This window comes from Flavobacterium sp. B183 (assembly GCF_023539155.1).
Classification (GTDB): Bacteria; Bacteroidota; Bacteroidia; order Flavobacteriales; family Flavobacteriaceae; genus Flavobacterium; species Flavobacterium tructae.
The window spans coordinates 4,723,851-4,748,946 of sequence record NZ_CP097434.1; the positions used below are offsets into that span (position 1 = coordinate 4,723,851).

A 25,096-nucleotide genomic window follows, 5' to 3' on the forward strand; every position below is an offset into this window, starting at 1 on the left:
ATTTTAGGGGGCTTTAGGTTTTATTGTTTTTGTTTTTTATTGCATCAAATGGTGATGTTTTCGCTTTCGACATCTTCCAGTTCTTCGTTATTAGCCCAAATGACATTGTCAATTTCGTTCGCCAGACTCTCTATGGTTGGATTGTTGAACAAATCAGATATGGTAAGTCTCACCTCTAACTGATTGTTGATAAGGTGGAACATTTTTACAGCTTTTAAACTGTGTCCGCCCAGATCAAAGAAGTTATCTGCGAGTCCTATTTTTTCTATTTCTAAAACAGCTTCCCATATTTTAGCCAGTGTTTTTTCAGTAGGTGTCACGGGTTCCGTATAGGCTGCACGATCTGTTTCCAGCTCGGTAATTTCAGGAAGTTTAGCTCTGTCCACTTTTCCATTGATGTTTAACGGAAACTCTCGTAAAAAGACAAAATGATTGGGGATCATGTATTTTGGCAATTGAGTTCTGAGCCAGTTTTTCAAAGTATTACTTTCGAGATCTTCATCGGTAACCAAATAGGCAATTAATTTCTTTTCCGCTGCCGTACCTTCTGTTATGACCACCAATGATGAAAATATTAATTGGTGCGTACATAATATATTTTCAATTTCCCCAAGCTCGATTCGGTAACCTCGTAATTTTACCTGATTGTCTTTTCTTCCAATAAATTCTATTGTATTATTAGAAGTCCACCTGCCTAAATCACCTGTTTTATAAAGTCTTTCCTCTGTTTTGTAAGGGTTTGTGATGAATTTGGAATGAGTCAGTTCGGGATTGTTCAGATAACCTCTTGCCAGACCGTCACCTCCTACGCATATTTCACCAATGGCTCCTTTAGGTACCAGCTGATGGTTTTTATCCATAATATAAACAGTACTGTTGCTTATCGGAACACCAATGGAAACGGATGTTTTTATCGGTAAGTCAATGGTATGGGTTATGGAAAATGTTGTGTTTTCGGTAGGCCCATAACCATTGACAACTACTAATTCAGGATAAGTACTTTTCAGTTTCGTAATATGGTGTGGAGACAAAACATCTCCTCCGCAAAGTATTGTTTTTAAGTTTTTGAACAAGATTAGGTTCTCGTCTACCAACTGATGCAGCCAGCCTGCTGTAAACCACATCATGGTGACTTTTTCGTTTGCAACCACTTCGTTCATTCCTCTTACGGACAATAGTGTATTTTCGTCGCAAATGACCAGAGTGCCTCCGTTTAAAAGCATTCCCCAATACTCGAAAGTACTGGCATCAAACGAAAAAGCTCCTGTAGCCAGTAATACTTCTTCTCCGGTGAGGTTAAGGAAATTGTTGTTCTTTACTAGTCTGACAACACTTTGCTGCTCTATTAAAACGCCTTTTGGTTCTCCGGTAGAACCTGAGGTATACATGACATAAGCCAGATCACTTGCTTTCGCATAAGTACTTTCAAACTTAGACGAATAATCGGCCTGTGATTGTACAAAATCTTCGATTAGATCCACTGCAATCAAACATTCGGCATTCGCATCTTTAATGATGTAACTGATTCGTTCCTGAGGATAATCGGCCGAAATAGGTACATAAGCACAACCCGATTTTAACAAGGCTAAGATGCTTATGATCTGCCATTCATTTTTTGGCAGATAAATTGCCGCCAATTCACCTGTTACTTTGTAATTCTCTTCTAAATAATTGGCCAGCTGATTGGCGACATTATTGAGTTCGTGATAGGTGTACTTTTGTTTTTTGTATACCAGAGCTGTTTTTTCGGGTGTCAGGGCAACCTGCTTTTCAAACAATTCGATAATCGATGAATCTTTCGGATACCCGGTTTGATGACCGCTCAATTCTTCCAGTAAATGTTTTTTCTCTGCTGCTGTCAAACAATCGATCGCACTTATTTTTTGAGCTCCGTTTTGGGTAACCTGCAATAGTATCTGCTCTAAATGATTAAGCAATGCCGTAATTTTTTCTGAAGAGAATATATCGGTGTTGTATTCTAATGCCAGGGTAAGTGTCGAATCGGTCACTAAAAAATCGAACGTCAAATCAAATTTGGCAGTGATCCCATTACCTACAGCGTCGATAATCGCATCATAAGACTCTAAATCTGATGTTGGATTGTTTTCTTCTCTGGCGGTAACGATAATATCGAACAATGGATTTCTGCCGGCATCGTATTTGATGTCTAAAAGTTTAATTAACTCGTCAAGCGGAAATTTTTGATGTTCCTTGGCATTGATTACATTCTCTTTTACTTGTTTTAAAGTTTCTGTAAAAGAAGCATTTTCATTTAAATGGGTTCGCAACGGAATGGTATTGGCATAAAAACCAATCTGATCAAACAGTTCCGGATAGTCGCGGTTTACAATTGGGCTTCCTGTGATGATATCCTGATCGCCGGTATTCTTATAGATTAAAATATTGGTTACGGCCAAAAAGACCATGAAACGTGAAACTTCTTCGTTCTCACATAAGCTGTTCAGGTCTTTCAAAATGCTGCCTTCTAAAACTTTTGAGCGAACTGCGCCGTTATGTGTTTTGATGTTGGGTCTTTTTTGATCTCCCAATTCACTTACGATTGGCAAACTGCCTTCAAATTGTTTCAGCCAGTACTTTTTATCTGCTTCAATAGCATTACTTTTAACGATACTTTGCTCCCAAGCCGCATAATCCTTGAACTGTATGGCTAGAGGTGGTAAAGTAATCTCTGTGTTCTTGCTGTGCTTTTCGTATAAAGCGTACAGTTCTTTCACAAAAACATCGGTTGACCATCCGTCAAAAATGATATGATGAAAAAGAATACTAATGATCCATTTATCTTCTTTAACGCTTATCAATGCAGCTTTCATCAAAGGCGGCGTTTCTAAATTAAAAGAGACATTAGCTGTTTCGATAAGTGCTTTTTGTAAATCCTTTTCTAAGGTTTCGCTGTTACGCAAATCCAAATATTGAATTTTTAAAGGTTCTGTTTTTTCGATCGGGATGATGATTTGTCCCGGTTCACCATTTTCATTGGTAACAAAAGCGGTTCTTAAGATTTCATGTCGCTCTATTAAATCGTATACTGCTCTGGTAAAAAATTCCAGGTTTACGGCTTCATTTTTAATATCTATTATTCTAATATTGTAAGCTTTATTTACCTGAGCGTCTATAGAACATATATTATACATTCGATACTGAGAAGAGGACAAAGGATAACTTGGTGCTATTGCTGCCTGTGGAATTGTTAGGGTGTAGCTGTTTAAAGAACGATCAATATAGGCAGCCTGTTCTTCTATAGTAGGATGTATATATATTTCTTTTATGTTGAGGTGCATGCCGAAATTCACAAAAATCTGATTGGACAGCTTGATCATTTTTAAACTATGTCCGCCTAAATGGAAGAAGTTGTCCTGAATTCCAACCGCTTTTCGGTCCAGAATGCGCTGCCATATTTCGGTTAGTTTTATTTCGGTCTCCGTTACAGGCTTAACGTAATCTGCTTTCCTTACAGCATTGGTATTCAAAGGATTCGGTAGTTTTTTAGCATCTACTTTTCCATTTACCGTTAACGGAATCTCCTCTAATTGTACATAGTAATCTGGAATCATAAAAGATGGCAATATTCCTTTCAGAAAATGTACCAGCTCTTGTGCATCCATTTGTTTTGTGGCCTTTAAATAGACTACAATTTCTTTCTCGTCGCCTGAGACTGTAATGGTTTTGGCAATGGTAAAATCTACGTATTCATTTGACAATAGAGCATTTTCTATTTCCTCTAATTCAATTCTGTATCCTCTTACTTTAACCTGATTGTCTTTACGGCCGACAAATTCTATTTTGCCGTTTGGAAGTCTTTTGACCATATCACCTGTTCTGTACATCTTTTCATCGGACTTAAAAGGGTTTACGACAAACTTTTCGGCTGTTATTTCTTCTTGGTTCAGATAACCTCTTGTTACCTGATTTCCGGAAATACACAATTCTCCTATGCTGTAAATCGGACATAATTTTAAATGATCGTCCAGTACATAAGTTGCATTATAGGCGTTACTTTGTCCTATTACTGCATTTGGAAATTGTTTAACGTTAGGCAAATAACTTTCAGAGGTAATAAAAATAGATCCTTCGGTTGGACCGTACAGTACGTTTATGACTGCATTGGTAAATACTTCTCTTATTTCTTCGAGAATCCCGACAGGTACTTTATCTCCTCCTATAAAAATCGATTCTATATGGGGATAGGATTGCTGGGTATTGTTCGTTTTTATATGATCAATAACCGCTCGCATCAGCGTTGGTACGGCATGAAAACTATTGGTTTGTCTGAGAATCTTTGAAAGATCCTCCATGTCTTTTATTTCATCATTGGATACCATCACTACTTTTCCTCCTGCCAACAGGGGATGAAACAATTCAAAAAGAAAAATATCAAACGAATTGGAGGCCAGCAAAGGCAGTACGGGCTTTTGAGAAATGACAAAACTGTTTTTTGTATTGACCAACAAAGCACAAATATTTCTATGCTCGACAAGCACTCCTTTTGGTTTTCCCGTCGACCCTGAAGTATAAATAAGATAGGCTAAATCGGATGGTGAAATTTTGACCTTTGAGATCGTCGTATTTGCTTTAGGATGTACTTTGAAACGATTGATAAAGTCCTCATCAATAATAATCGAACTGTTACTATCTTCCAATATGTAATCTACTCTGTCCTGTGGTAAATTAATATGCAGCGGAACGTATACAGCACCGGCTTTTAAGATTCCCAACAGTGCCATAACCAGCCAGTCATTTCGATCCAGCTGCATGGCAATAAAATCTCCGGGCTGTACTTTATATTCTGAAATAAGAAAGTCTGCAAACTGATCTGCAATTCCATTTAACCCGGTAAAGCTGTATTGCTCTTCTCCATAAACTAAAGCAATCTGATCCCGATTCTCCTGCACTACATTTTCAAACAACTCCACCAAAGTGTATTCTGCAGCAGCTTCTTTCAGCATGTCATGACCGGACAAAGACAACACGGCTTCTTTTTCTGATTCTTGCAAAAGTTCTATTTCAGAAACCGGAATATCAAAGTTTTCTACTATAGTATTTACGACTTGTTCAAAATGATTTTTAAGCGCTGTAATATCCCTTACATCATGTTTTTTGGCGTTAAAGGTGAAACGGATACTGATGTCTTTTCCTGGTACAATTGCCAGTGAAAAATCATAGTTTTCTCCCTCATAAGATGCCGCTTCTAACAATTTTATATTTGTTTTTTCACTTTCGGCTATCACTTCGGCAGTCCCATAATTTTCAAAAACAATGATATGATCAAACAACGACTGACCGTTGTTTACGCTACGCTGTATGTCACTAATGGCCTGATAATGATAAGGCAAACTTTGTATGGCCTGCTCTTGTGTCTGCAATAAGATTTGCTTTACGGTAGTCTTATCGTCAAAGGAGATCCTTACCGGAATGGTATTGATAAAAAGTCCGATAATATTGGCAACATCATGAATTTCTGCAGGTCTGCCCGATACTACTCCACCAAAAACCACATCATTTGTATTGTTGTATTTGGCTAGTAAAATTCCCCAAATCGTCTGAAAAAAGACATTTTCGGTACTACTATTCTCCTGACACAAAACAGCCAGTTTTTCTCTTAAACTTCCACTAATCGTGTAAAAAATTTCTCCCGGACTAAAGGTTTCTGTATGCTGCTTTGGAAAAGGTAACGTACTTAAGCCCTGAAAATCTTCCAGATAATGGTTCCAGTATTGCAATGATTTTTCTTTGTCATTTTTCATCAGCCATTTCACATAGTCTGAATAGGAAGTTGCTTTAGGCAAAATGTTTCTTTTCCCTTGAAGTAAACCTTCATAAAGCGTAAAAAATTCACCAATCAAAATACCGATGCACCACCCGTCCATGATAATGTGATGATGGCTCCAAATTAATTCATACTGGTTTTCACTCGTTTTTACAACGGTAAGACGCATCTGTGAACCTACAGTCAGATCAAAGCTTTTTGCAATATCCTGCTCTTTTACTGAGGCTATGGTCTCGCTTGTATTTCCTGTAATGTCCAGAAAAGTAAAGTTGGATGGCACTTCGTTTTGAACAATCTGCAAAAGATCTTCCCCTACATTATCCCGAAAACAAGTTCTGAGCACATCATGTCTTGCAATCAGCTGATCGTAACTTTCTTTAAGATAATTGAGATCCAATTCAGCTTGTATTTTATAAAATGACTGCTCAAAATACATGGATTTAGAAAGTTTCCAATGGAAATAAATTCCTTCCTGCAATGGTGTTAACGGGTATATATCTTTAATTTTCATAGCTTTTTAGTAGTACGGTTACAGCATTTTGTTTAATTCTTCCAGACTGCTCAGGTCCAAACCTTTATAGGTAAAATCAACAGGGGTTAAATGGGTTTCTTTTTCTTCGGAAAGACTGGAAATCAAAGATTCCAATTCGTATTTATATGCTTCTTTTAAGTTTTCTATGGTTTCATTTCTGAAATAGTTGGTATTAAATGAAAGCATAATCTGCAACTGGCCATTGACTAAAATTCCTGATACATCCAGTGTTCCCGTTCTTTCGGTATTCGCTGCGATTTCTCTTCCTTTTGGAATATCTGCAAACTGAAAGATTTGATCTTCTTGGTTTGATTGTCCTAAATCAAAATCACCCAGGTAGTTAAAGGAAACATCTGCTTTTACATTTAATTCGCAATCTTTTAAGTATTTCAAAATCCCGAATCCAATACCTTTGTTTGGAATTCGATGCAGCGTTTCTTTTACTTCTATTAATTGACCAATGTTATCCTGTTTCTTTTTAAGAGTGATGAGTACGGGATATATCGTGGTAAACCACCCCACCGTTCTGGTGATATCTATCTCTGAGTTGATATCTTCTCTTCCGTGCCCCTCGAGTTGAATCGCTACCTTATCGATATCAAAATTTTTGCCGATTGCAAGCGATAAACCTGCTATTAAAACATCGTTTATATTGGTTTTATAAGCTTTGTGTGCTTCTGTCAATAATTTTTCGGTAACGCTTGGATCAAGTTGAAATACTTTTGTCTCAAAATCTTTATAAAAATTATTGCCCTCATAATCAAAATCTTTTGGGAGTTCGGAAGTACTGAACTGTGTTGCTTCGTTTATAGAAGACCAATACACTTCTTCTTCCATCATGGTCATTGAATTGGCATATTCCAGTTGTTTTTCCTGCCAGTATTTTAAGGAATGTGTTTTTAGAGGTAATTCTAATGCTGCTCCTGCTTCGTACTGCCCGTATAAACTCATTAAATCTTCTAAAATAATTCTCCAGGAAACACCGTCAATCACCAGGTGATGAGAAAGCAGCAACAAATAATCAGTATCTTCTCTTTTGAACAACACTGCTTTAAACAAGGGGCCTTTTTCTAAATCGAAAGAAGATTGATACGCATCGCAAATGGTCTCAAATTCAGAAGCAGTAACATTGAAGTGAACGTGCAGTTGGAATTCAAATCCATCATTTTTGATTTCCTGAATCCATTCGTTGCCTTCCTCTTTAAATACCGCTCTTAAAACATCATGCTGTACGGTAAGCTTTTGAAAGATCTTTGTCAATCCTTCTTCAGACAAAGACTTCGATGATTTTAATAAGATCGATTGGTTAAAATGATTTTTATGCTGTGAAGTCACCTCAAAGAAATATTTCTGAATTGGCGTAAGCGGAATGGTTCCTTCTACTGCATTTTGATCGATCTCCTGCTTTGCCAGTTTTACATGAAGTGCTAATTCCTGTATGGCAGTAAATTGCATAACATCCTGTACTGTTACTACAAAACCAAGCTGTTTCAATTTGGAGATAATTTGTATGGCTTTTATCGAATCTCCTCCCAATGCAAAAAAATCATCTTCTGTACCTATGCTTTCTTTTTGCAGAATTTGCTGAAATACATGTACCAAAGCAGCTTCTGTTTCATTAGAAGGCGGTACATACGAGTCTCCCTTTAAGGTATGTTTATTGGCTAAAACGACTAAGGCCTTTTTGTCTACTTTACCATTTGGCAATAACGGAAATTCATTGGACTGTGTATAGCTTGTTGGTACTGCGTATATTGGTAATTGTTCTTTCAGGTGCTTTTTCAGATTGTCAATATTTATTACAATGTCGGTTAGTATATGCCCTACCAAAGTACCTTCACTGTAGGTAACAACTGCTCCGTCAATACCTTTAAAATTCAAGAGCGCATTTTCGATTTCGCCTAATTCCAGGCGATTTCCTCTTATCTTGATTTGATTGTCTTTTCTACCTAAAAACTCAATATTACCATCTGAAAATCTCTTGGCCAAATCTCCTGTCTTGTACATTTTTGTTCCGGTTTCGAACGGATTATCGACAAACTTTTCTTTAGAAAGCTCCGGATTATTCCAGTAGCCACCTGAAAGCCCTTTACCGGCAATATGAATTTCTCCAATCAGACCGTCAATGGATAATTCATTGTTATCATTCAGAATATAAACCGAGCTGTTGGCTATTGGTTTTCCGATAGAAGGAATAAATTCTACAACCGGTTCATACACATAATAACTGGCCCAAACGGTACATTCTGTAGGTCCGTATTCATTAAAAAGTTTACAGTTTTTTAGTGTAGTCACCTTCTGGTGCAGATCAACCAGTTGTTTGGTACATTCTTCCCCTGCTACGATTACTGTTTTTAACTTATTTGGACGCTCTGCTAACTGGTTAAGCAGCAGCTGATAGTAAGAGGGAACAGTAAGCAAGTGAGAAACCTCTTCCTCTACCAGAATATCTATTATCGTATCGACATCCGAAACTCTGATTTTAGGGGCAAAAACCAATTTAGCTCCTCCCGTAATTGTCCCGAAAATTCCGGCAACAGAACTGTCAAATGAAATCGAAGACAGTAATAAAAATGCCGCTGCATCAGGATAAGTCTCCAGTCTTGCGATAGTAGAAAACATTAAATTTTCGTGATTGATCACGACTCCTTTGGCATTACCTGTAGAACCCGAGGTATAAATTACGTAAGCCGCATCAGCAGGATTCACTTGTGCCCCAAATACAGTACTTTCGGCCGTAATCGAATCCATTTGAATGTCTGTGGCAAAAAACTCTCCTGTATAAAAGTCAAGGTCAAAAAGATAATCGGATTGCGTGAGCAGAACGTTTAATCCACTGTCCTCAATAATATGCTGAATTCTTTGTTTTGGATATTCCGGATCGATCGGCACATAAGCACTTCCTGTTTTTAGAATTCCCAGAATGCAAACCAATACATTTTCAGAATTATCAATCATTAATCCTATAAAATCGTTCTTTTTGAGGGTGTGATTGGCTAACAAATAATTGGCTAACCGGTTCGATTCTTCGTCCAGCGCTTTATAGGTGATTTTTTTATTTTTGAAAGCCACTGCTATAGCTTCGGGTTTTTCCTGTACTTGCTCTTTAAATAAATCGAGTATTGTTTTGCTTTGGTCATACGTCAGAACATCACCTTTAGAAAGTTGCAGAAGTGCTTCTTTTTGCTGTTCCCCGATGTGTTCCAATTTATAAATTTGTTCCTTTGGATTCTTTACAATAGAGTTCATGATAACCGAAACATGGTCGGCAATCTGATGTACTATTTTTTCTGAAAAAACATCCGTATTGTACTGAATGTTCTGCACTAAATGGTTTCCGTCTTTGTAGAAACTGAAAACCATATCAAAACGGCTGGTTTTTAGTTTTTCTTCAAATTCATATTCCCAAACTTGCAAGCCTTCCAAGCTTTCGCTTTTTTTAGAATTGTCATTTTCTCCGTAGATCACCTGAACGTCAAAAAGCGGATTTCTGCTTGGGTCTCTTTTTAAGTTTAGCTCTTTCACAAGTGTTGCAAAAGGAAACATTTGATGCTCATAGGCACCTACTACCTGTTTCTTGGTGTATTCTAATAATTCTAAAAAAGTATTTTCTTTTTTAAACTGCATTCGAATGGCCAGCGTGTTACCATAATACCCTATCTGGTTTTGCAGATCTTCGTCTTCTCTTCCGGAAACCGGGGTTCCGATAATGATATCTTCCTGAGTAGAGAATTTGTATAATAACGTATTAATTACGGCGGTTAATCCCATAAACATGGTGGCACCGTTTTCTCTTATCAGTTTTTCAAGGTCTTCTGATAATTTGGCGTCGATTCTTTTTTCTACTGTTCCGCCATTGAATGTTTGCAGAATTGGTCTTTTTTTATCCACCGGCATCGTAAGAACCGGCAACTCTCCCTGAAACTGATCGAGCCAGTAGTTTTTTAACTCTTCGTATTTTTTGCCTGTAAGCTGTTCATTTTCCCAACTGGCGTAATCTTTATACTGTATTCTTAACGCATTTAATGCATTAGCTCTGTTTTGCTTTTTAGAATTGTAGAGTTCCAGTATTTCGGCAATGAAAATATTCATTGACAAAGCATCCACAATAATGTGATGTATGGTATAAATGAAAGCCCATTTGTTCTGTGCTAACTGGTAAAGCTTCGTTTTAAAAAGCGGTCCTTTTGATAAGTGAAAAGGAATTAAAGCTTCTTTGGCAACCTGTTCTTTTAAAACTTCATCGGCATTTGAAACGTTTTGTAAATCCGCATGTTCAATTGAAAAATCGATTGATTCTATTCCTTTAACAATCTGATTTGCTCCTCCGTTACCGTCTTCTTCAAAAACAGTTCTCAGACTCTCATGTCTTGATACGATTTCCTTCAGAGATTCATTTAACGTATTTTGATCCAGTACTCCTTCAAAAATATATCCTCCAACCGAATTATACGCCACATTTCCTTTTTCGGACTGGCTTAAAATCCAAAGTCGTAACTGTGAGGAAGACAGGGCATATTTTGCATCAGGGCTTATAGCGGCTTTCGGAATGGCAACTGCTTTGTCGTATTTGTATTGATTAATAAAACGAATTAAATCGGCTTTGTTTCTTTTAATCTCGTCAATAATATCGGGAGTCAATGCACCTGCAGGAGCCTTAATGTCAAGATTCTCGTCTTTTACGTCAATGTGAATGTTTTGTTCTTTTAATTTTAAATATAAATCTGATGCCATAAGATGAATTATTTAAGAAAATAAATGGATAGTAGTCTTTGTTTTGGGGAGGGTTAAAGGGAATTAGTACAGCAGTACCGCTTGTTTAAACAGTTCTTTTTCGGCAAATAGTCTTTCTGCTACGATACCTCTGTTTCTGCAGTCTTCGATTAACATGTTCGATTGCACAATTGGGTTGGATTCATCTGTATATTCAACATCCAAAATGTGTCGCACCCATGGTTCTTCTCCCATGGCATACACATAAACTTCTTTAACATTAAAGCAGTTTACCATTTTGATTCCTTCGTCGTAATTGCTGCCTCTTCCTCTTCGGCTGAAGTCTTTTTCGCGTTCCTGTTTGGTGGTAAAAATTGGCCCATACACCCATGAAGCCGGTGCTCCGTCGCATTCCATTCCCATGAACAGCACGTCTACATCACCAATAATCTCATGAACATGTTCGTACAATTCCGGCGACTGATTGCAGGAATCTGCTACTGCCAATAAAGAATAACCGTCTAATTCAACGTGATACGAAAGTTTACTGTTGATGTGAATGTCGTGATGTTCGCCGATAAATGGAATTCCGGTAATTTTGATACCATCGATAGCCGAAATGGTTTGCAATTCTTCTAATTCTATAATATTCTCAAATCCCAGATTTCTTAACAGTAAATTCAATGACGGGTCCTGAATGGCACCGCCTATGCTTTTACCGACAACTATATTTTTGACTTTGTGTCGTATTTGCAGCATCGTTTCCATCAATATATGATCGTGGTGTCCGTGAGTGATCAGTACATAATCTATTTCGTCCGGCAAATCATCATAGGTAAATCGTGACACATCAGATTCGTAAGTATAGCTTAAAACCGGATCGAGCACGATCGAGTGTTCTTTGGTTTCGATCAGAATACAAGCATGTCCGAAGTATCGGATGCGCATACTGTCTCCGGTATATTTTTCATACTTTTTTGGCTCTTCTGTAGTAAATAAATCTCTAAAAAGTGCCTCATCGTTTTGATCAATATTCAAAAGTTCTTTGATGTATTCGAAAGTTTGAGGCTCGCGTTTCATCTTGAACAACTCGTCGATTTGTTTCGATTTAAAAGGTAATTTTAATTCCAGTGCAGCTTCCAGATTAGACAATCTTGGCGTGGAGAAGATAAAAGGCCGGTCGGCATCCTTATTAATTAAAGACAGCTTCACCGTCTGAAAATCTTCTACATAATACGGACTGGCATAAATAAGAGGCTCATAAAATCTGAAATCCGGTCTGTGATGCCTGTCATAATACAATTCGACATACCCTCTGATTGCCGATGGAACTTCTTTGTACAGCGGCTGCATCAAATGTCCGGTTGCTTTTTTCTTAAGCAATTTGTCCAGTTCTTTTACGGCATCTGTAAACTCAAAAAGCGGAGCTGCCATTTTCTTTGTGTTTTCCAACAAAGCTGCTACTTCATCAACATGCTTTTTGTCTAAATCGATAAAAGGACCTCCTCTAAAAGCAGGATCTTTCACGGCAGTCTCATGTATGCTTGGGTCGTTGATATACGATTCCATGATCGGAATGTATCGGTTTACCACATTAAACCCCGTTAGAATTGGCGGGATAATGTGATGCCATGCATACCAGTTTGAAATTAACGGTTCAACTTGTACGTTATTTTTCAGATATATTTTTGGAGTAGCCATTTAGATTTATTTTATAGTTTTAAAAAATGGGATTAGGTTATAGGGAGATATTTTCAAAATCATCTGTAATCACGACTTCCGCATTCACGAGCTGTGCCTTTTTTATTTCTGCTGCCATTTCTCCTAAAGTGGCATTATTGAAAATCGAAATCAGATCGAGTTTTGCGTTAAATTCCGCTTTTATTCTCGTGATTAAATAAGTGGCTTTTAAACTGTGGCCTCCTATTTTAAAAAAGTCGTCCAGTACTCCCACTTTATCGATTTCTAGCACTTCTTCCCACAATGCGGCAAGTTTACTTTCTGTTTCGTCCCGGGGCGCCAGGTAGTTTCGGGAAACATTTTCGGTTAAAGACTTGTTCTGCAACAATTTCTTTTTGTCTGTTTTTCCATTTAGAGTCAGCGGAAATTCTTTCAAGCTTATAAAGTGAGACGGAATCATATATTCCGGCAGTTTGTCTTCTAAAAATTCTTTAATATCATCACTGTCTGAAACCGAATCGGCTTTTAGCACAAAAAAGGCAACGGTTTCTTTAATTCCTAAACTGTCTTCTTTCACCACTACTACAGCATCTTCGATTGCTTCGTGTTCTTTGATAACGGTTTCTATTTCGCCCAGTTCGATTCTAAATCCTCTCACTTTTACCTGATCGTCATTTCGTCCGGCATATTCAATTGTACCGTTAGGGAGCCATTTTCCTAAATCACCGGTTTTGTATAGTTTTTCGCCTTCAGCAAATGGATTATCGATAAACTTCTGATTGGTTAATTCCGGCTTGTTCAAATACCCCTCGGCTAAACCGGCTCCGCTTACATAAATTTCCCCAATGGCTCCAAGAGGAAGCAATTTTTCGTTGGTTCCGAGAATGTAAATTTTAGTGTTGGCGATTGGAAATCCGATAGGAACATTAGAAAGTTCCTTTAGCTGATTTTCATTCACCTTATAAATCGTAGCACAAATACTGGTTTCTGTAGGGCCGTAAGCATTAAAACAGGTACCACCATAAGTCAAATATTTTTTAACTTCTTCGGTAGGAGCTGCTTCTCCGGCAGTTACCAGCTTTTTTAAACTTTTAATTTTGTCCAGCTGCAGTAATTTTAAATAGGACGGAGAAATGGTTGCGAAATGAATTGCGTGTTCTTCGATATAATTTTCCAGCTCTTCGGTGTCTTTTTTTACCTCATCGGTTATGATGTGTAACTCTCCGCCCGAAGCCAAAACTGTAAAGATTTCTGAAATCGAAGCATCAAATGAAAACGAGGCCAACTGAAGGGCTTTTTCTTTATTTTCATTGCCAAAAATTTCCATCTGGGATAAAATTGTATTCGAAATGGCGCCCTGTTTTATCGAAACTCCCTTAGGAAGACCGGTTGAACCTGAAGTATAAATCAGATAAGCCAAATCATCGGCACTGCTATTCGATTCCTCCATAACACTGCTGTAAAGCTTTTCCATCGATCTGAAATCATAAATTTCATCAGAATCGATAACCAGCTTGCAATCGCTGTTTTCAATAATATAATCGATTCGCTCTTCCGGATAAGCAATGTCAATGGGTACATAAACTCCTCCGCTTTTTAGAATCCCAAGCAATGAAATAACATTCCACTCGCTTCGATCTAATTTAACGCCTACAAATTCATTTGCCTTTATGCCGTATTTTTTCTTTAAATAATTCCCCAGTTTGTTGGATACCTCATCCAATTCCTGATATGTTATTTTTTTATCTTCGAAAACCAATGCAGTCTGCTCCGGTGTTTCCAATACCTGCTTTTGAAACAGACCAATTAAGGTGTTGGGTTGTGTGCTATAATCTCTTGTCGTATCATTAAAGACATGAAGTATTAAATTTTCTTCCTCCATATTCAGGAATGACAATCCCGACAAACTTTGATCTGCGTTTACTACTACCTGATGCAACAGCACTTTTAGGTTAGAGATTAACCTCACAATGGTTTCTCTAATGTACAATCCTGATTTATATTCAATTTTACCTTCTAACTGTCCCTCGCTTTCTATGAAGTTGAATACTAAGTCGAACAGGCATTTTTTCAGAGTTACATCATCGTATTCTTCGATTTGCAGATGATCTATTTCGAGTGCTTGTTTATCGGCTTCTATTGAATTGTCTCTCAGTACAAACCAAACGTCAAACAACGGATGGCGGTTACGGCTCAATTGAAGATCTAAATTAAGAACGAGTTCGTCAAAAGCGACCATTTGATTTTCCTGTGCATCGATGACACTTTGTTCTACCTGATGCAGTAAACTTATAAAATCGTGATTTTCATTGAATACTGTTCGCAAAGGAACAGTGTTGATGTAAAGTCCGATCTGGTCTTCCAAATCGGTATGTATTCTGCCACCGATAGGCGTACCGATGGTAATATCCTGTTGGTGGGTATATTTGTATAATAACGTTTTAACCAGTGATAAAAGTCCGGTAAAAACGGTAATCGAGTGGCTCTCACAGAAGTTTTTAAATTTTGAAAAAGTCTCTTTCTCAATTGTAAAATCAACTGAATCTCCGTCATATGCATTGATTGCTGCTCTTGATTTATCGGTTGGAAAGTCTAATACCAGAACTTCTCCTTCAAACTTTTTTAACCAATGCTGCAGCTGATTTTTATATTCCTCCGACTGAAACTGTTCCGTTTGCCATTGCGCATAATCTTTGTACTGAATTTTTAATTCAGAAGCTGTAATTGCTTTTCCCTGGGATAGATTTTGATAATTCGAAACAAATTCTTTCGTCAAAATATTCATAGAAAGTCCGTCACTGATGATATGATGCATTACAAAAGAGAACATCCACTGATCGTCTTTGATCTGATACAATTTCAATCGCAGCAAAGAATCTTCTTCCAGATTAAAAGGTTTATCGATTTCCTGGTTGATTTTGGCATCAATAACCTCCTGAGAATATTGATTTGGTCTAAAATCTTCAATCGTTAAATTCAGTAAATTTTCATTAAAGACTTTAATATATTGCTTCACGATACCATTTTCATCCAGTCTGAAAACCGTTCTCAGACTTTCATGTCTTTTCAGAATAGCCAAAAAAGCTGCTGCAAATACCGAAATGTCCAATACACCGGTAAACGTAAAAGTCTTGTACATGTTGAGCGCTATACTCGCATCGTCCAGATGCGACAACAGCCATAATCTTCTTTGCCCTGACGAAAGCAGGTAACTGCTGCTTTCCGGTGCTCTTTTAATTTCCTGATAAACAGTCGTAGTTGTCCCGGCTATTTTTTTGGCCAGACTTTGAATGTTTCTGTTTTCGAAAATATCTCTCAGATTGATTTTCACATTAAATTCTCTGTTAATGCTATTCGCTAAATGTGTAGCACTTAAACTGTGGCCGCCCAGTGTAAAAAAATCTTCGAGTATTCCAATCTTGGTCTGATTTAATATTCCTTCCCAAATTACTACCAGTTTTTGCTCCAGCTCGTTCTGTGCAGGAACATAGGCAATGGTTGTTTTTAGGCTTAGTCCGTTACTTTGGCGTAGTTTATTTCGGTCAGCTTTACCGCTATTGGTTAAAGGAATTTCATTTACTGATACAAAATTTGACGGGATCATATAAACAGGAAGTTTAGTTCCCAGCCATAAGTTGAGTTCTTCCTTCACCAATTCGCCATTTGCTACAATATAGCCTGTCAGATATTTATCTCCGCTGTTTTCATTGGTATGGTCTAAAACCACGGCCGTTTGTATTTGTGGATGTTGGTTTAATGCTGCTTCTATTTCTTCCAGCTCTATCCTGAATCCTCTGATTTTTACCTGAAAATCTTTTCTGCCTAAATATGCTACATTCCCATCAGGCAGCCACATGCCCAGATCTCCGGTTCGGTACATTTTCGCTCCGGGTTGAAACGGATTCGGTACAAACTTTTGATGAGTCAACTCCGGATTGTTTAGGTAACCAAGGGCCAGTCCTTTTCCGGCAATACAAATTTCTCCTGCGACACCAATTGGCTGAACGGCATCTGACTCGCTTAAGATATAAATCTGTGTGTTCCAGATTGGTTTTCCAATCGGGATTATTTCATTGCCTACACTCGTATTAAAGAAAGTAACGTCTATAGAAGCTTCTGTCGGGCCATAAAGATTGTAAATGGGTGCAGCCGATACTTTATTGTACCATTCCTTAACGGTCAATGGTGTTAAAGCTTCGCCACTGGTTATTACGGCACGCAAACTAGATAATTTATTTCCTAATTGTTCTGTGTTAGTCACTGAAGCAATAAAAGTGTTGAGCATACTTGGCACAAAATGCAGACTGGTTACGTCATTGCTTTGGATCAAATTCAGAATGCGATGCGGTTCTGAAATGTCTTCCTGTTCGCAAAGTACCATTTTGGTTCCCCAGCATAAAGGCATGAAAATTTCCCATACCGAAACATCAAAAGTAAAAGTGGTTTTTTGCAGAATAACGTCCTTCGAAGAATAGTTGTATTCGTTCCACATCCAGTCAATTCTGTTGGTCACTCCTTCATGAGTAATCATACAGCCTTTCGGATTTCCGGTTGATCCGGAGGTATAGAGTACATAAGCCAGATCGCTAACTGTATTGTGATTTTCAGGATTGCTTTTAGGCAAAGAAGCCAATTGTTCTGAGATATTTTCTAAAGTTTCCTCATCAATTAAAAATTTGCACTGACTGTCGGCTATAATAAAATTGATTCTTTCTTCGGGATATTGCGGTTCTACCGGAATATAAGCGCCTCCTGCTTTTATGATAGCCATAAGGGCGATAATCATCTGCTCGCTTCTTGGGAGTTTTACGACTACGAAATCACCTTGTTTGATGTTTTTTTCTTCGCGTAAATAATGAGCCAGCTGATTCACTTTTTCGTTCAGTTCCTGAAAAGTAAATTCTTTCTCTTTGAAACGAAGTGCTGTGTGATTGGCAAATTTCTCTACTTGTTCTTCGAATAAAACATTCAACGGGGCACATACCTGATTATCGAATTGTGTAGCATTGAAATCTAAAACCAGTTTTTTCTTTTCAATCTCAGTTACCAGAGAAAGGTTCTCTATTGTTTCTGATGGAGTGTTGCTCACCAGATGCAATAAATGCTCAAAATGTACCGTGATTTGTTCTATAAAAAATGGGTCATACAAATCGGTATTATAAACAATACTCAATTCTAAATTTTCATCTACCTCAACAAAATTGAAAAGTAAATCAAACTTACTGGTTTTGTTTTCTGTTTCTAAAGCCTGAACAGTTAATTGATCTCCGATGTTTTTTACGTTCGTACTTTCGTTGTTTTGTAAAATCAGGAAGATATCAAACAATGGATTTCTGCTTAAATCGGTCTCCAACTGTGCTTCTTCTATCAGTTTGTCAAAAGGATACGATTGGTAGTTATAGGCTTTAAGAGTGCTTTCTTTAATGTTCTTAAGAAAAGATTCGAAACTGTCTTTCACATTAATCACTCCTCTTAAAGCGATGGTATTTAAATACAGTCCCAACTGATTGTGAAGTACCTGTAACTCACGCCCTGCTATTGGCGAACCCACAATTAAATCTGTCTGGTTGGTATATTTGTAAAGTACTATTTTTAAAGTGGCCAGCAATCCCATGAATAAAGTACTCTCGTTGTCCAGACAAACTCTCCTGAACTTCGTGCTTATTTCTTTATTTATCGTTCTGTAAACGGTATCTCCGTTATAGGTTTTTAAAACCGGCCTTGTTTTACTGAAAGGAAGTTGGATTTTAGGGATTTCACCTGAAATCTGCGACAGCCAGTATTCTTTGTGCGCTGCAAAATAATCATCGCTCCATAATTTTTGCTGCCAAACTGCGTATTCTTTGTATTGTATCGTTAAGGGTTCTTTAGCAACATTTACGCCTTTTTCTAATGCTGTGTAGTTTTCTAATAACTCATTTATAAGTATTCCCATCGACCAGCCGTCACTGATGATGTGGTGAATCATAAAGAAGAATATCCACTTTTGATCTTCTGTTTGATAAACGGTACTTTTTAGCAACAGCTCTTTTTCTAAATCAAAAGAATAGGACATTTCTTTGTTGATTAGTTCTTCTGCGCTCGTTGTTTGATTTCTTAGATCTATTTCTTCTACCTTAAATTGTATTGCTCCGGCAGGGATTATTTTTTGTACAACGGTATTCTCCTTATTGACAAACCTGGTTCTTAGAATTTCATGGCGTTCGATAATCAACTGAAAAGCATGCTCCAATGTTTTAACATTCAGATTCCCTTCAAAAGTGTATAAAGCCGGAACATTATAGGCTTTACTGGATTCTTCCATTTGACTTAAAACCCACATTCTGTATTGTGAAGAAGATAATGGATAATACTCTAAATCGGCTGTTTTTAGTATTTCAGGCCATACAGGTTTTGATGCCTGCAGCTTTTGACTGTTCGCTAAAAAAAGAGTCAACTCTTCTCTGTTCTTTTTTATTTCTTCAATTAAACCGGGAGCAATAGTAGATTTTTCGGCAAAAACCTTCAGTTTATTATCTATGAGTTCAAGTAAAATTCCTTCTCCCTGTAGTTTATCAATTAAGTCTTTCATTGGTTTATTTTAATTTTCAGAGGATGTTTCAATTATTAAAGTAAAGCAGTCGTATTATAAGTCGATATCGATTTCCTGAAGGTCTTTTTTGTTTGCTGTCAGCTCTTCTTGTTTCTGAATAAACCTGAGCTGTTCGGCCATCGTTTCGATAGTTCTGAATTGAAATACATGTCCGATACTCACTTCAACACCAAAGCTTTCCTGAATCATATTGGCCAATTTTACGGCTCTCAAACTGTGTCCTCCTATTTCAAAAAAATCATCGGTTACACTGATCTTTTCGATCAACAATATTTCAGTCCAAATCTCAGAGAGGGTTTTCTCTGTTTCATTTCGGTAGGATATGTATTCTCTTTCTAATTGCGACAAATCAATTTCAGGAAGAAGGTCTTTGTCAATCTTTCCATTTTTATTCAAAATGAAATCTTCCACTTCGATAAAATAAGTTGGAATCATATAAAAAGGAAGTCTTTCTGCCAGATAAGCCTTTAACTCCTTTTGATTCATAACCTGATTGGACTTAACATAAGCCACAATAAATTTTTCGTCTGCTGCCTCTGATAATTGTTTCAATACCACCACAGCCCCATTGATATCCGGGTGTGCATCTAAAGTTTTTTCAATATCGTTGAGTTCAATTCGGTAACCGCGAAGTTTGATCTGACTGTCTTTTCTTCCAAAAAATTTGATATTTCCATTCGGCAGCCACAATCCTAAATCACCGGTTTTATAAACGCGTTCTCTATTCAAACTCCTCGGATTCAGAAACTTTTCGGCATTTAATTCTTCTGCATTTAAGTAGCCTAATGAAAGTCCGTCACCTGCCAGATATATTTCTCCAACAACTCCCAACGGACACAGCTCTAAATTTTGATCTAAGATGTAAGCCTTAGAATTGTTGATCGGTTTACCAATCGGAATATCCTCTTCTACCGGTGCTGTAATTTTATAGGTTGCCGAAAACGTAGTATTTTCAGTAGGTCCGTAACCGTTAATAAGGTTCAGTTCCGGGTAGGCTTCCAGTAATTTACGGATGTGTTTAGCTGATAATTTTTCACCTCCGGCCAGTACATTGATTAATCCTTCAAAAAGGGATACGTCCTGATCGGTAAACTGGTTTAGCAGCCCCGATGTAAACCACATGGTATCTACTTTTTCTGTTTTTATTAGTGAAGCAAGTTTGGTTGTGTTTAACAAATCTTCTTTGTCGCATAAAACCAATTTTCCACCATTAAGCAATGCTCCCCAAAACTCAAACGTCGAGGCATCAAAAGAAACAGAACCTGTAGACAAGATGGCGTGTACCCTATCAAAATCGATGTAATTGGTGTTTTTAACCAGTCTGGTAACCCCTTTATGCGGTACTAAAACGCCTTTTGGATTTCCGGTAGAGCCGGAAGTGTACATGATGTATGCCGGAGCATCAGGACTGTTCGTTATTTGCGGAGCCGGAGAATGATTTTCTAAAGCGTCTAACTGAACATCAATGGCGATAATACTTCCTTCAAAAAAGTCAAGATCAAACATATAATCCATCTGGGTAATGATGACTTTTGCGCCAATATCATTGACAATAAATTCTTTTCTGATCTTAGGACTTTCCACATCGATTGGAACATATACTCCGCCGGCTTTTAAAATCCCGAGTATGGTACTGATCAAAAGTTCTGATTTATCTAAAATGATTCCTACTTTTTCTCCACTAGTCACTCCATACTCTGTGATTAACAAATGTGCAATTTTGTTTGCATTACGATCTAATTCCTCGTAAGTCAATTGTTGGTTTTTATATACAACGGCTATTTGTGCAGGCGTTTTTCTAACCTGATACTGAAAGGCTTCGACAATGTCCAGACAAACCTGAGAATTAAAGGTTCCGGCACTAAAATCTGATGTAAAGAGCTGTATCTCGCCTACTGATAAATAAGGCAGGGAAGCAATAGAATTATGCGGATTTGCAATTACGGCATTCAGCAGGTTGTGAAAATGTTTCTGAATTTGACGAATAAAAATGGTATCAAAAATGTCCGTATTGTAGACTAAGCTAAATTCCAGTCCCTTTACCGTTTCTACAAAATTGAATGAAATATCAAATCGACTTACCGTTGCTTTTATTTTTTCATACAGGGCTATTTCAAGGCCTTCAGTATTGAGAACTTCTAATTTTTGATTTAAATCGGCATTTTGTAAAACGACTGTAGCATCAAATAAAGGATTTCTGCTGATATCATGTGTCCCATTCAAATCACCAATTAATTGTTCAAAAGGATAAATCTGATGTTCGTAAGCTTCCTGAGTTCCTTTTTTTACCTTTCGGAATAAATCAATTATTGAATCTTTGTGTGAAAACTGACTGCGCAATGGCAATACGTTAATAAAACAGCCAATTTGCCCCTCTAAATCAATATGATTTCTACCGCTAATTGTAGTTCCCAGTATAATATCTTCCTGATTGGTATATTTATAAATCAGGACATTTGCCACGGTTAGCAACCCCATGAACAAAGTCAGGTTTTCCTGATCCAGTATATTTTTAAAATGTTTTAATGTTCTGCTATCAATATTTATGGTAATTGTTTCGCCGTTATAGGATTTAATTTTAGGACGAATTTTACTTTTTTGAAGGTTGAGCACCGGAAGCTCTCCTGAGAATTTCTCCATCCAGTAGGCTTTATGAACCTGTAACGATTCATTCTCCAGTTGTTCATTCTGCCAGGCAGCAAAATCTTTGTATTGTATTCTGAGCGGTTTAAAATCTACAGCAAGTTTATTTTTACGGGCTTTGTACAAATGCAGCAGCTCTTCAATAAAGACCTCCATAGACAGTCCATCGCTAATAATATGGTGCATCACTGCTACCAGTATCGCTTTAGATTCTTCTACCTGCAATACACTTACTTTTAAAAGCGGTCCTTCCGATAAATTAAATACTACCTGAATGAGGTTGTTAATGGTCTCTTCTAATTCCTTTTCTGAACGATTGTAAAAATCAACGAAATCAATTTCAAAATTACTTTCCGCTTCAGGCAGAATGAATTGTCTTAATTCCTGATTTTCATCTTCTTTAAAAGTGGTTCTGAAACTTTCATGTCGTTTGGTTATGGTTTGAAAAGCAAAAGCTAAGGCCGTTTGATCCAGATCTCCCGTTAAGGTATAGATACTTGGAATTGTGTAGGCTTTGTTGGCTTCCTGAAACTGACTCAATGCCCAAAAACGCTGTTGCGATGATGACACTGCATAATTTGGCTGCTCTGTCAGGGCTTCTATTTCCTGAAATACATTTTCCTGAGCCTGCAATATCGTTTCTGAGAGCGCTTTAATGTTTCGGTCTTCAAAAACGTTTCCGATATCTATTTTTATATTTAAGTTTTTATGAATGGTCGACACCAGATTCATTGCCTTAATACTGTGCCCGCCAATGTCGAAAAAGTCATCGGTTATACTGATATCTTCTTTATCAAACAGTTCTTTCCAGATGTTGTGCAGGGCTATTTGGATTTCGGTTGTTGGTAAAACAAGCTCTCTGGTCGTTTCCGTATTTGATTTTGCCAGTTTGTTTAATTCTTTCTGATCAACTTTGCCGTTTCTGTTTAATGGAATTTGTGGCACCTGAGTAATATGCGCAGGAACCATATAATTAGGCAGTTTTTGTGTCAGGAAAGAACGAAGCTCTTCAGTATTAATAGTAGTATCGGCAACAAAAAACGCTGCTAAAAATTTCACATCATGGCTGTCTTTGTTTACAAGAATTACAGCTTCGGTAATACTATTGAAACTCGTTATCTTTCGTTCGATTTCACCTAATTCAATTCTGAAACCACGAATTTTCACCTGACTGTCTCTTCTTCCTAAAATTTCTATTGTACCGTCAGGCAGCCATTTACAGATGTCTCCGGTTTTATACAACAAAGCGTTTTCCTGATAAGGATTTTCAACAAAACTTTTTGAGGTAAGTTCTTCTTGGTTTAAGTAACCCGCTGCAACGCCTTCGCCAGAAACATACAACTCTCCTGCAATACCAACAGGCTGTAATTTCATACTCTCGTTAAGAATGTAACATTGGGTATAGGAAATTGGTTTTCCTATTGGGATGCTTGGCGCTTCTTCTGAAACTTCTTCAACAGGGTAAAAGGTCGAAAAAGTAGTATTCTCGGTTGGACCATAAACGTGTACCAGTCTTCCGCTTCCGAAATGATTGACAAACTTTCGCACATGAGATACGGAAACCATTTCTCCGCCAAAAAGAATTTTTCTCAAGTTTTTAAGACTGTCAATGTCAGTATCCATCATGGAGTTGAACAAAGCCGTTGTCATAAAAACAACCGAAATTTCATTTGCGGTAATAGCCTGAAACAACAGTTCAAAATTGAGTACTAAATCTTTCTCCGGAATGTGTAAAGTCGCTCCGTTTAATAATGCTCCCCAAATATCAAAAGTAGAACCGTCGAAAGAAGAATTTGAGATGGCCAGAATACGGTCCTGAGGATCAATTTCGATATAATTGGTTTCTTTCACCAAGCGTACAATGCTTTTGTCTTTTACCACAACACCTTTAGGCACTCCGGTTGATCCTGAAGTGTACATGATGTAAGCGATATCTCCTTTACTATTGTTTTCCCAGTTTACATCGGAAATATTTTCTTCATTAAGCATTACGTCTATACTAAATAACGGAATATCGTAATGAAGCAGGTCGTTCAGATACTCGATTTGAGTGATGATCACTTTGGGCTGTGTATCCGACAAGATATAATCAAGTCTTTCTGTCGTAAGATTGTAATCCAGAGGCAAATAAGTAGCCCCCAGTTTTAATGCCGCAGCAAAAGAGAAAATGGTATTATCCGAATAATCTGTCATGATCCCGATAATATCCCCGGATGTAATTCCATATTCTTTTTGCAATAAACTCGCCAGATGATTCACTTTTCGGTTTACGGCTGTGTAGGTGTGTTTTTTTCCTTTATAAACTAAAGCAATGTTCTCAGGCGTTGCTTTTACCTGCTGTTCAAAAATCCCGATAACACTTGCGTCGATCTTCTTTTCAGATTCACCTGAAAACTCCAGTAACTGCTGTTTTTCAGAGGCCGTAATGAATTCAATATCATCAACCTTAGTATCAATCAGCTCACTGCTATTTTCAAGTATGTACGTAAAATGCTCGACCATATTTTGAATGAAAAGTGCATCGTATTTCGCAGTATCAAAATGTATGGTAATTGATTCCTTACCCGCAGTGGTATCTTCTATTTCCAAACAAAGTTTGGCCTGAGCCAATAAATTATTTCTGTAATTTAATTTCTGATATACAAAAGCATATTGAAGATAATCTTCAGAAGTCAGTTCAATATTTAGAAATTCTTTTTCAATTAATTCAAAATCAATAGTATCATAAAGCAGAGTATCTTCAATCTCCTGTTTGGTTGCGTTTATTGCATCTCTTAGTGAAGAAACATTGGATATAGCGGTATTATAAAACAGCAAGGTATCTTTTTCCGGCTGTACTCCTTCCAAATTGAAAGGGGACGAAGCTACCCAGATACTTTCGTTATTAGTATATCTTTTTAATAGTGTATTGAAAACAGACAAATAAATAGTCGCTGCCGCAATGGCATTCCCTCCTGATAATTTAGCAATCTTATCCAGACTGTTCTTTTTTAATAAAAGGCTATACTGACCGGAAGGAACTTGCTCATATCTGCTCAGTAAATAACTGCTGTCGTTACTGTATTGCTTTATTTTGTTCAACCAATAATCTTGTATGATTTTTTTATCTTTCATGCTGTAGTCTGATTATATTGTAGGGATTACAAAAGGT

5 protein-coding genes are annotated in these 25,096 nt (G+C 37.3%); all 5 read right to left on the bottom strand.

Going from position 1 to position 25,096, the window contains the following annotated elements; all coding sequences use genetic code 11:
* Window positions 1-44: 44 nt before the first annotated feature.
* A complete protein-coding gene (locus M4I44_RS19370; RefSeq protein WP_249965812.1) occupies window positions 45-6,296 on the bottom strand; it encodes a non-ribosomal peptide synthetase in 6,252 nt (2,083 codons plus the stop codon).
* Between the two features lie 18 nt (window positions 6,297-6,314).
* Window positions 6,315-11,051, bottom strand: coding sequence for a non-ribosomal peptide synthetase (locus M4I44_RS19375; RefSeq protein WP_249965813.1), 4,737 nt, complete (start codon window positions 11,049-11,051; stop codon window positions 6,315-6,317).
* A gap of 63 nt (window positions 11,052-11,114) precedes the next feature.
* Window positions 11,115-12,731 (bottom strand): MBL fold metallo-hydrolase, encoded by a 1,617-nt coding sequence (locus tag M4I44_RS19380; RefSeq protein ID WP_017496631.1) that lies wholly within the window; start codon window positions 12,729-12,731, stop codon window positions 11,115-11,117.
* A 37-nt stretch (window positions 12,732-12,768) separates the two neighbouring features.
* Window positions 12,769-19,281: a non-ribosomal peptide synthetase gene (locus M4I44_RS19385; RefSeq protein ID WP_249965814.1), complete on the bottom strand. Its 6,513-nt coding sequence runs from the start codon at window positions 19,279-19,281 to the stop codon at window positions 12,769-12,771.
* A gap of 54 nt (window positions 19,282-19,335) precedes the next feature.
* A complete protein-coding gene (locus M4I44_RS19390) occupies window positions 19,336-25,059 on the bottom strand; it encodes a non-ribosomal peptide synthetase (protein ID WP_249965815.1) in 5,724 nt (1,907 codons plus the stop codon).
* Window positions 25,060-25,096: the final 37 nt, after the last annotated feature.

What these genes read in the sequence shown, in the direction of transcription:
- M4I44_RS19370 (WP_249965812.1), bottom strand. Translation starts at nt 6,296, where the DNA reads ATGAAAATTAAAGATATATACCCGTTAACACCATTGCAGGAAGGAATT.
- M4I44_RS19375 (WP_249965813.1), bottom strand. Translation starts at nt 11,051, where the DNA reads ATGGCATCAGATTTATATTTAAAATTAAAAGAACAAAACATTCACATT.
- M4I44_RS19380 (WP_017496631.1), bottom strand. Translation starts at nt 12,731, where the DNA reads ATGGCTACTCCAAAAATATATCTGAAAAATAACGTACAAGTTGAACCG.
- M4I44_RS19385 (WP_249965814.1), bottom strand. Translation starts at nt 19,281, where the DNA reads ATGAAAGACTTAATTGATAAACTACAGGGAGAAGGAATTTTACTTGAA.
- M4I44_RS19390 (WP_249965815.1), bottom strand. Translation starts at nt 25,059, where the DNA reads ATGAAAGATAAAAAAATCATACAAGATTATTGGTTGAACAAAATAAAG.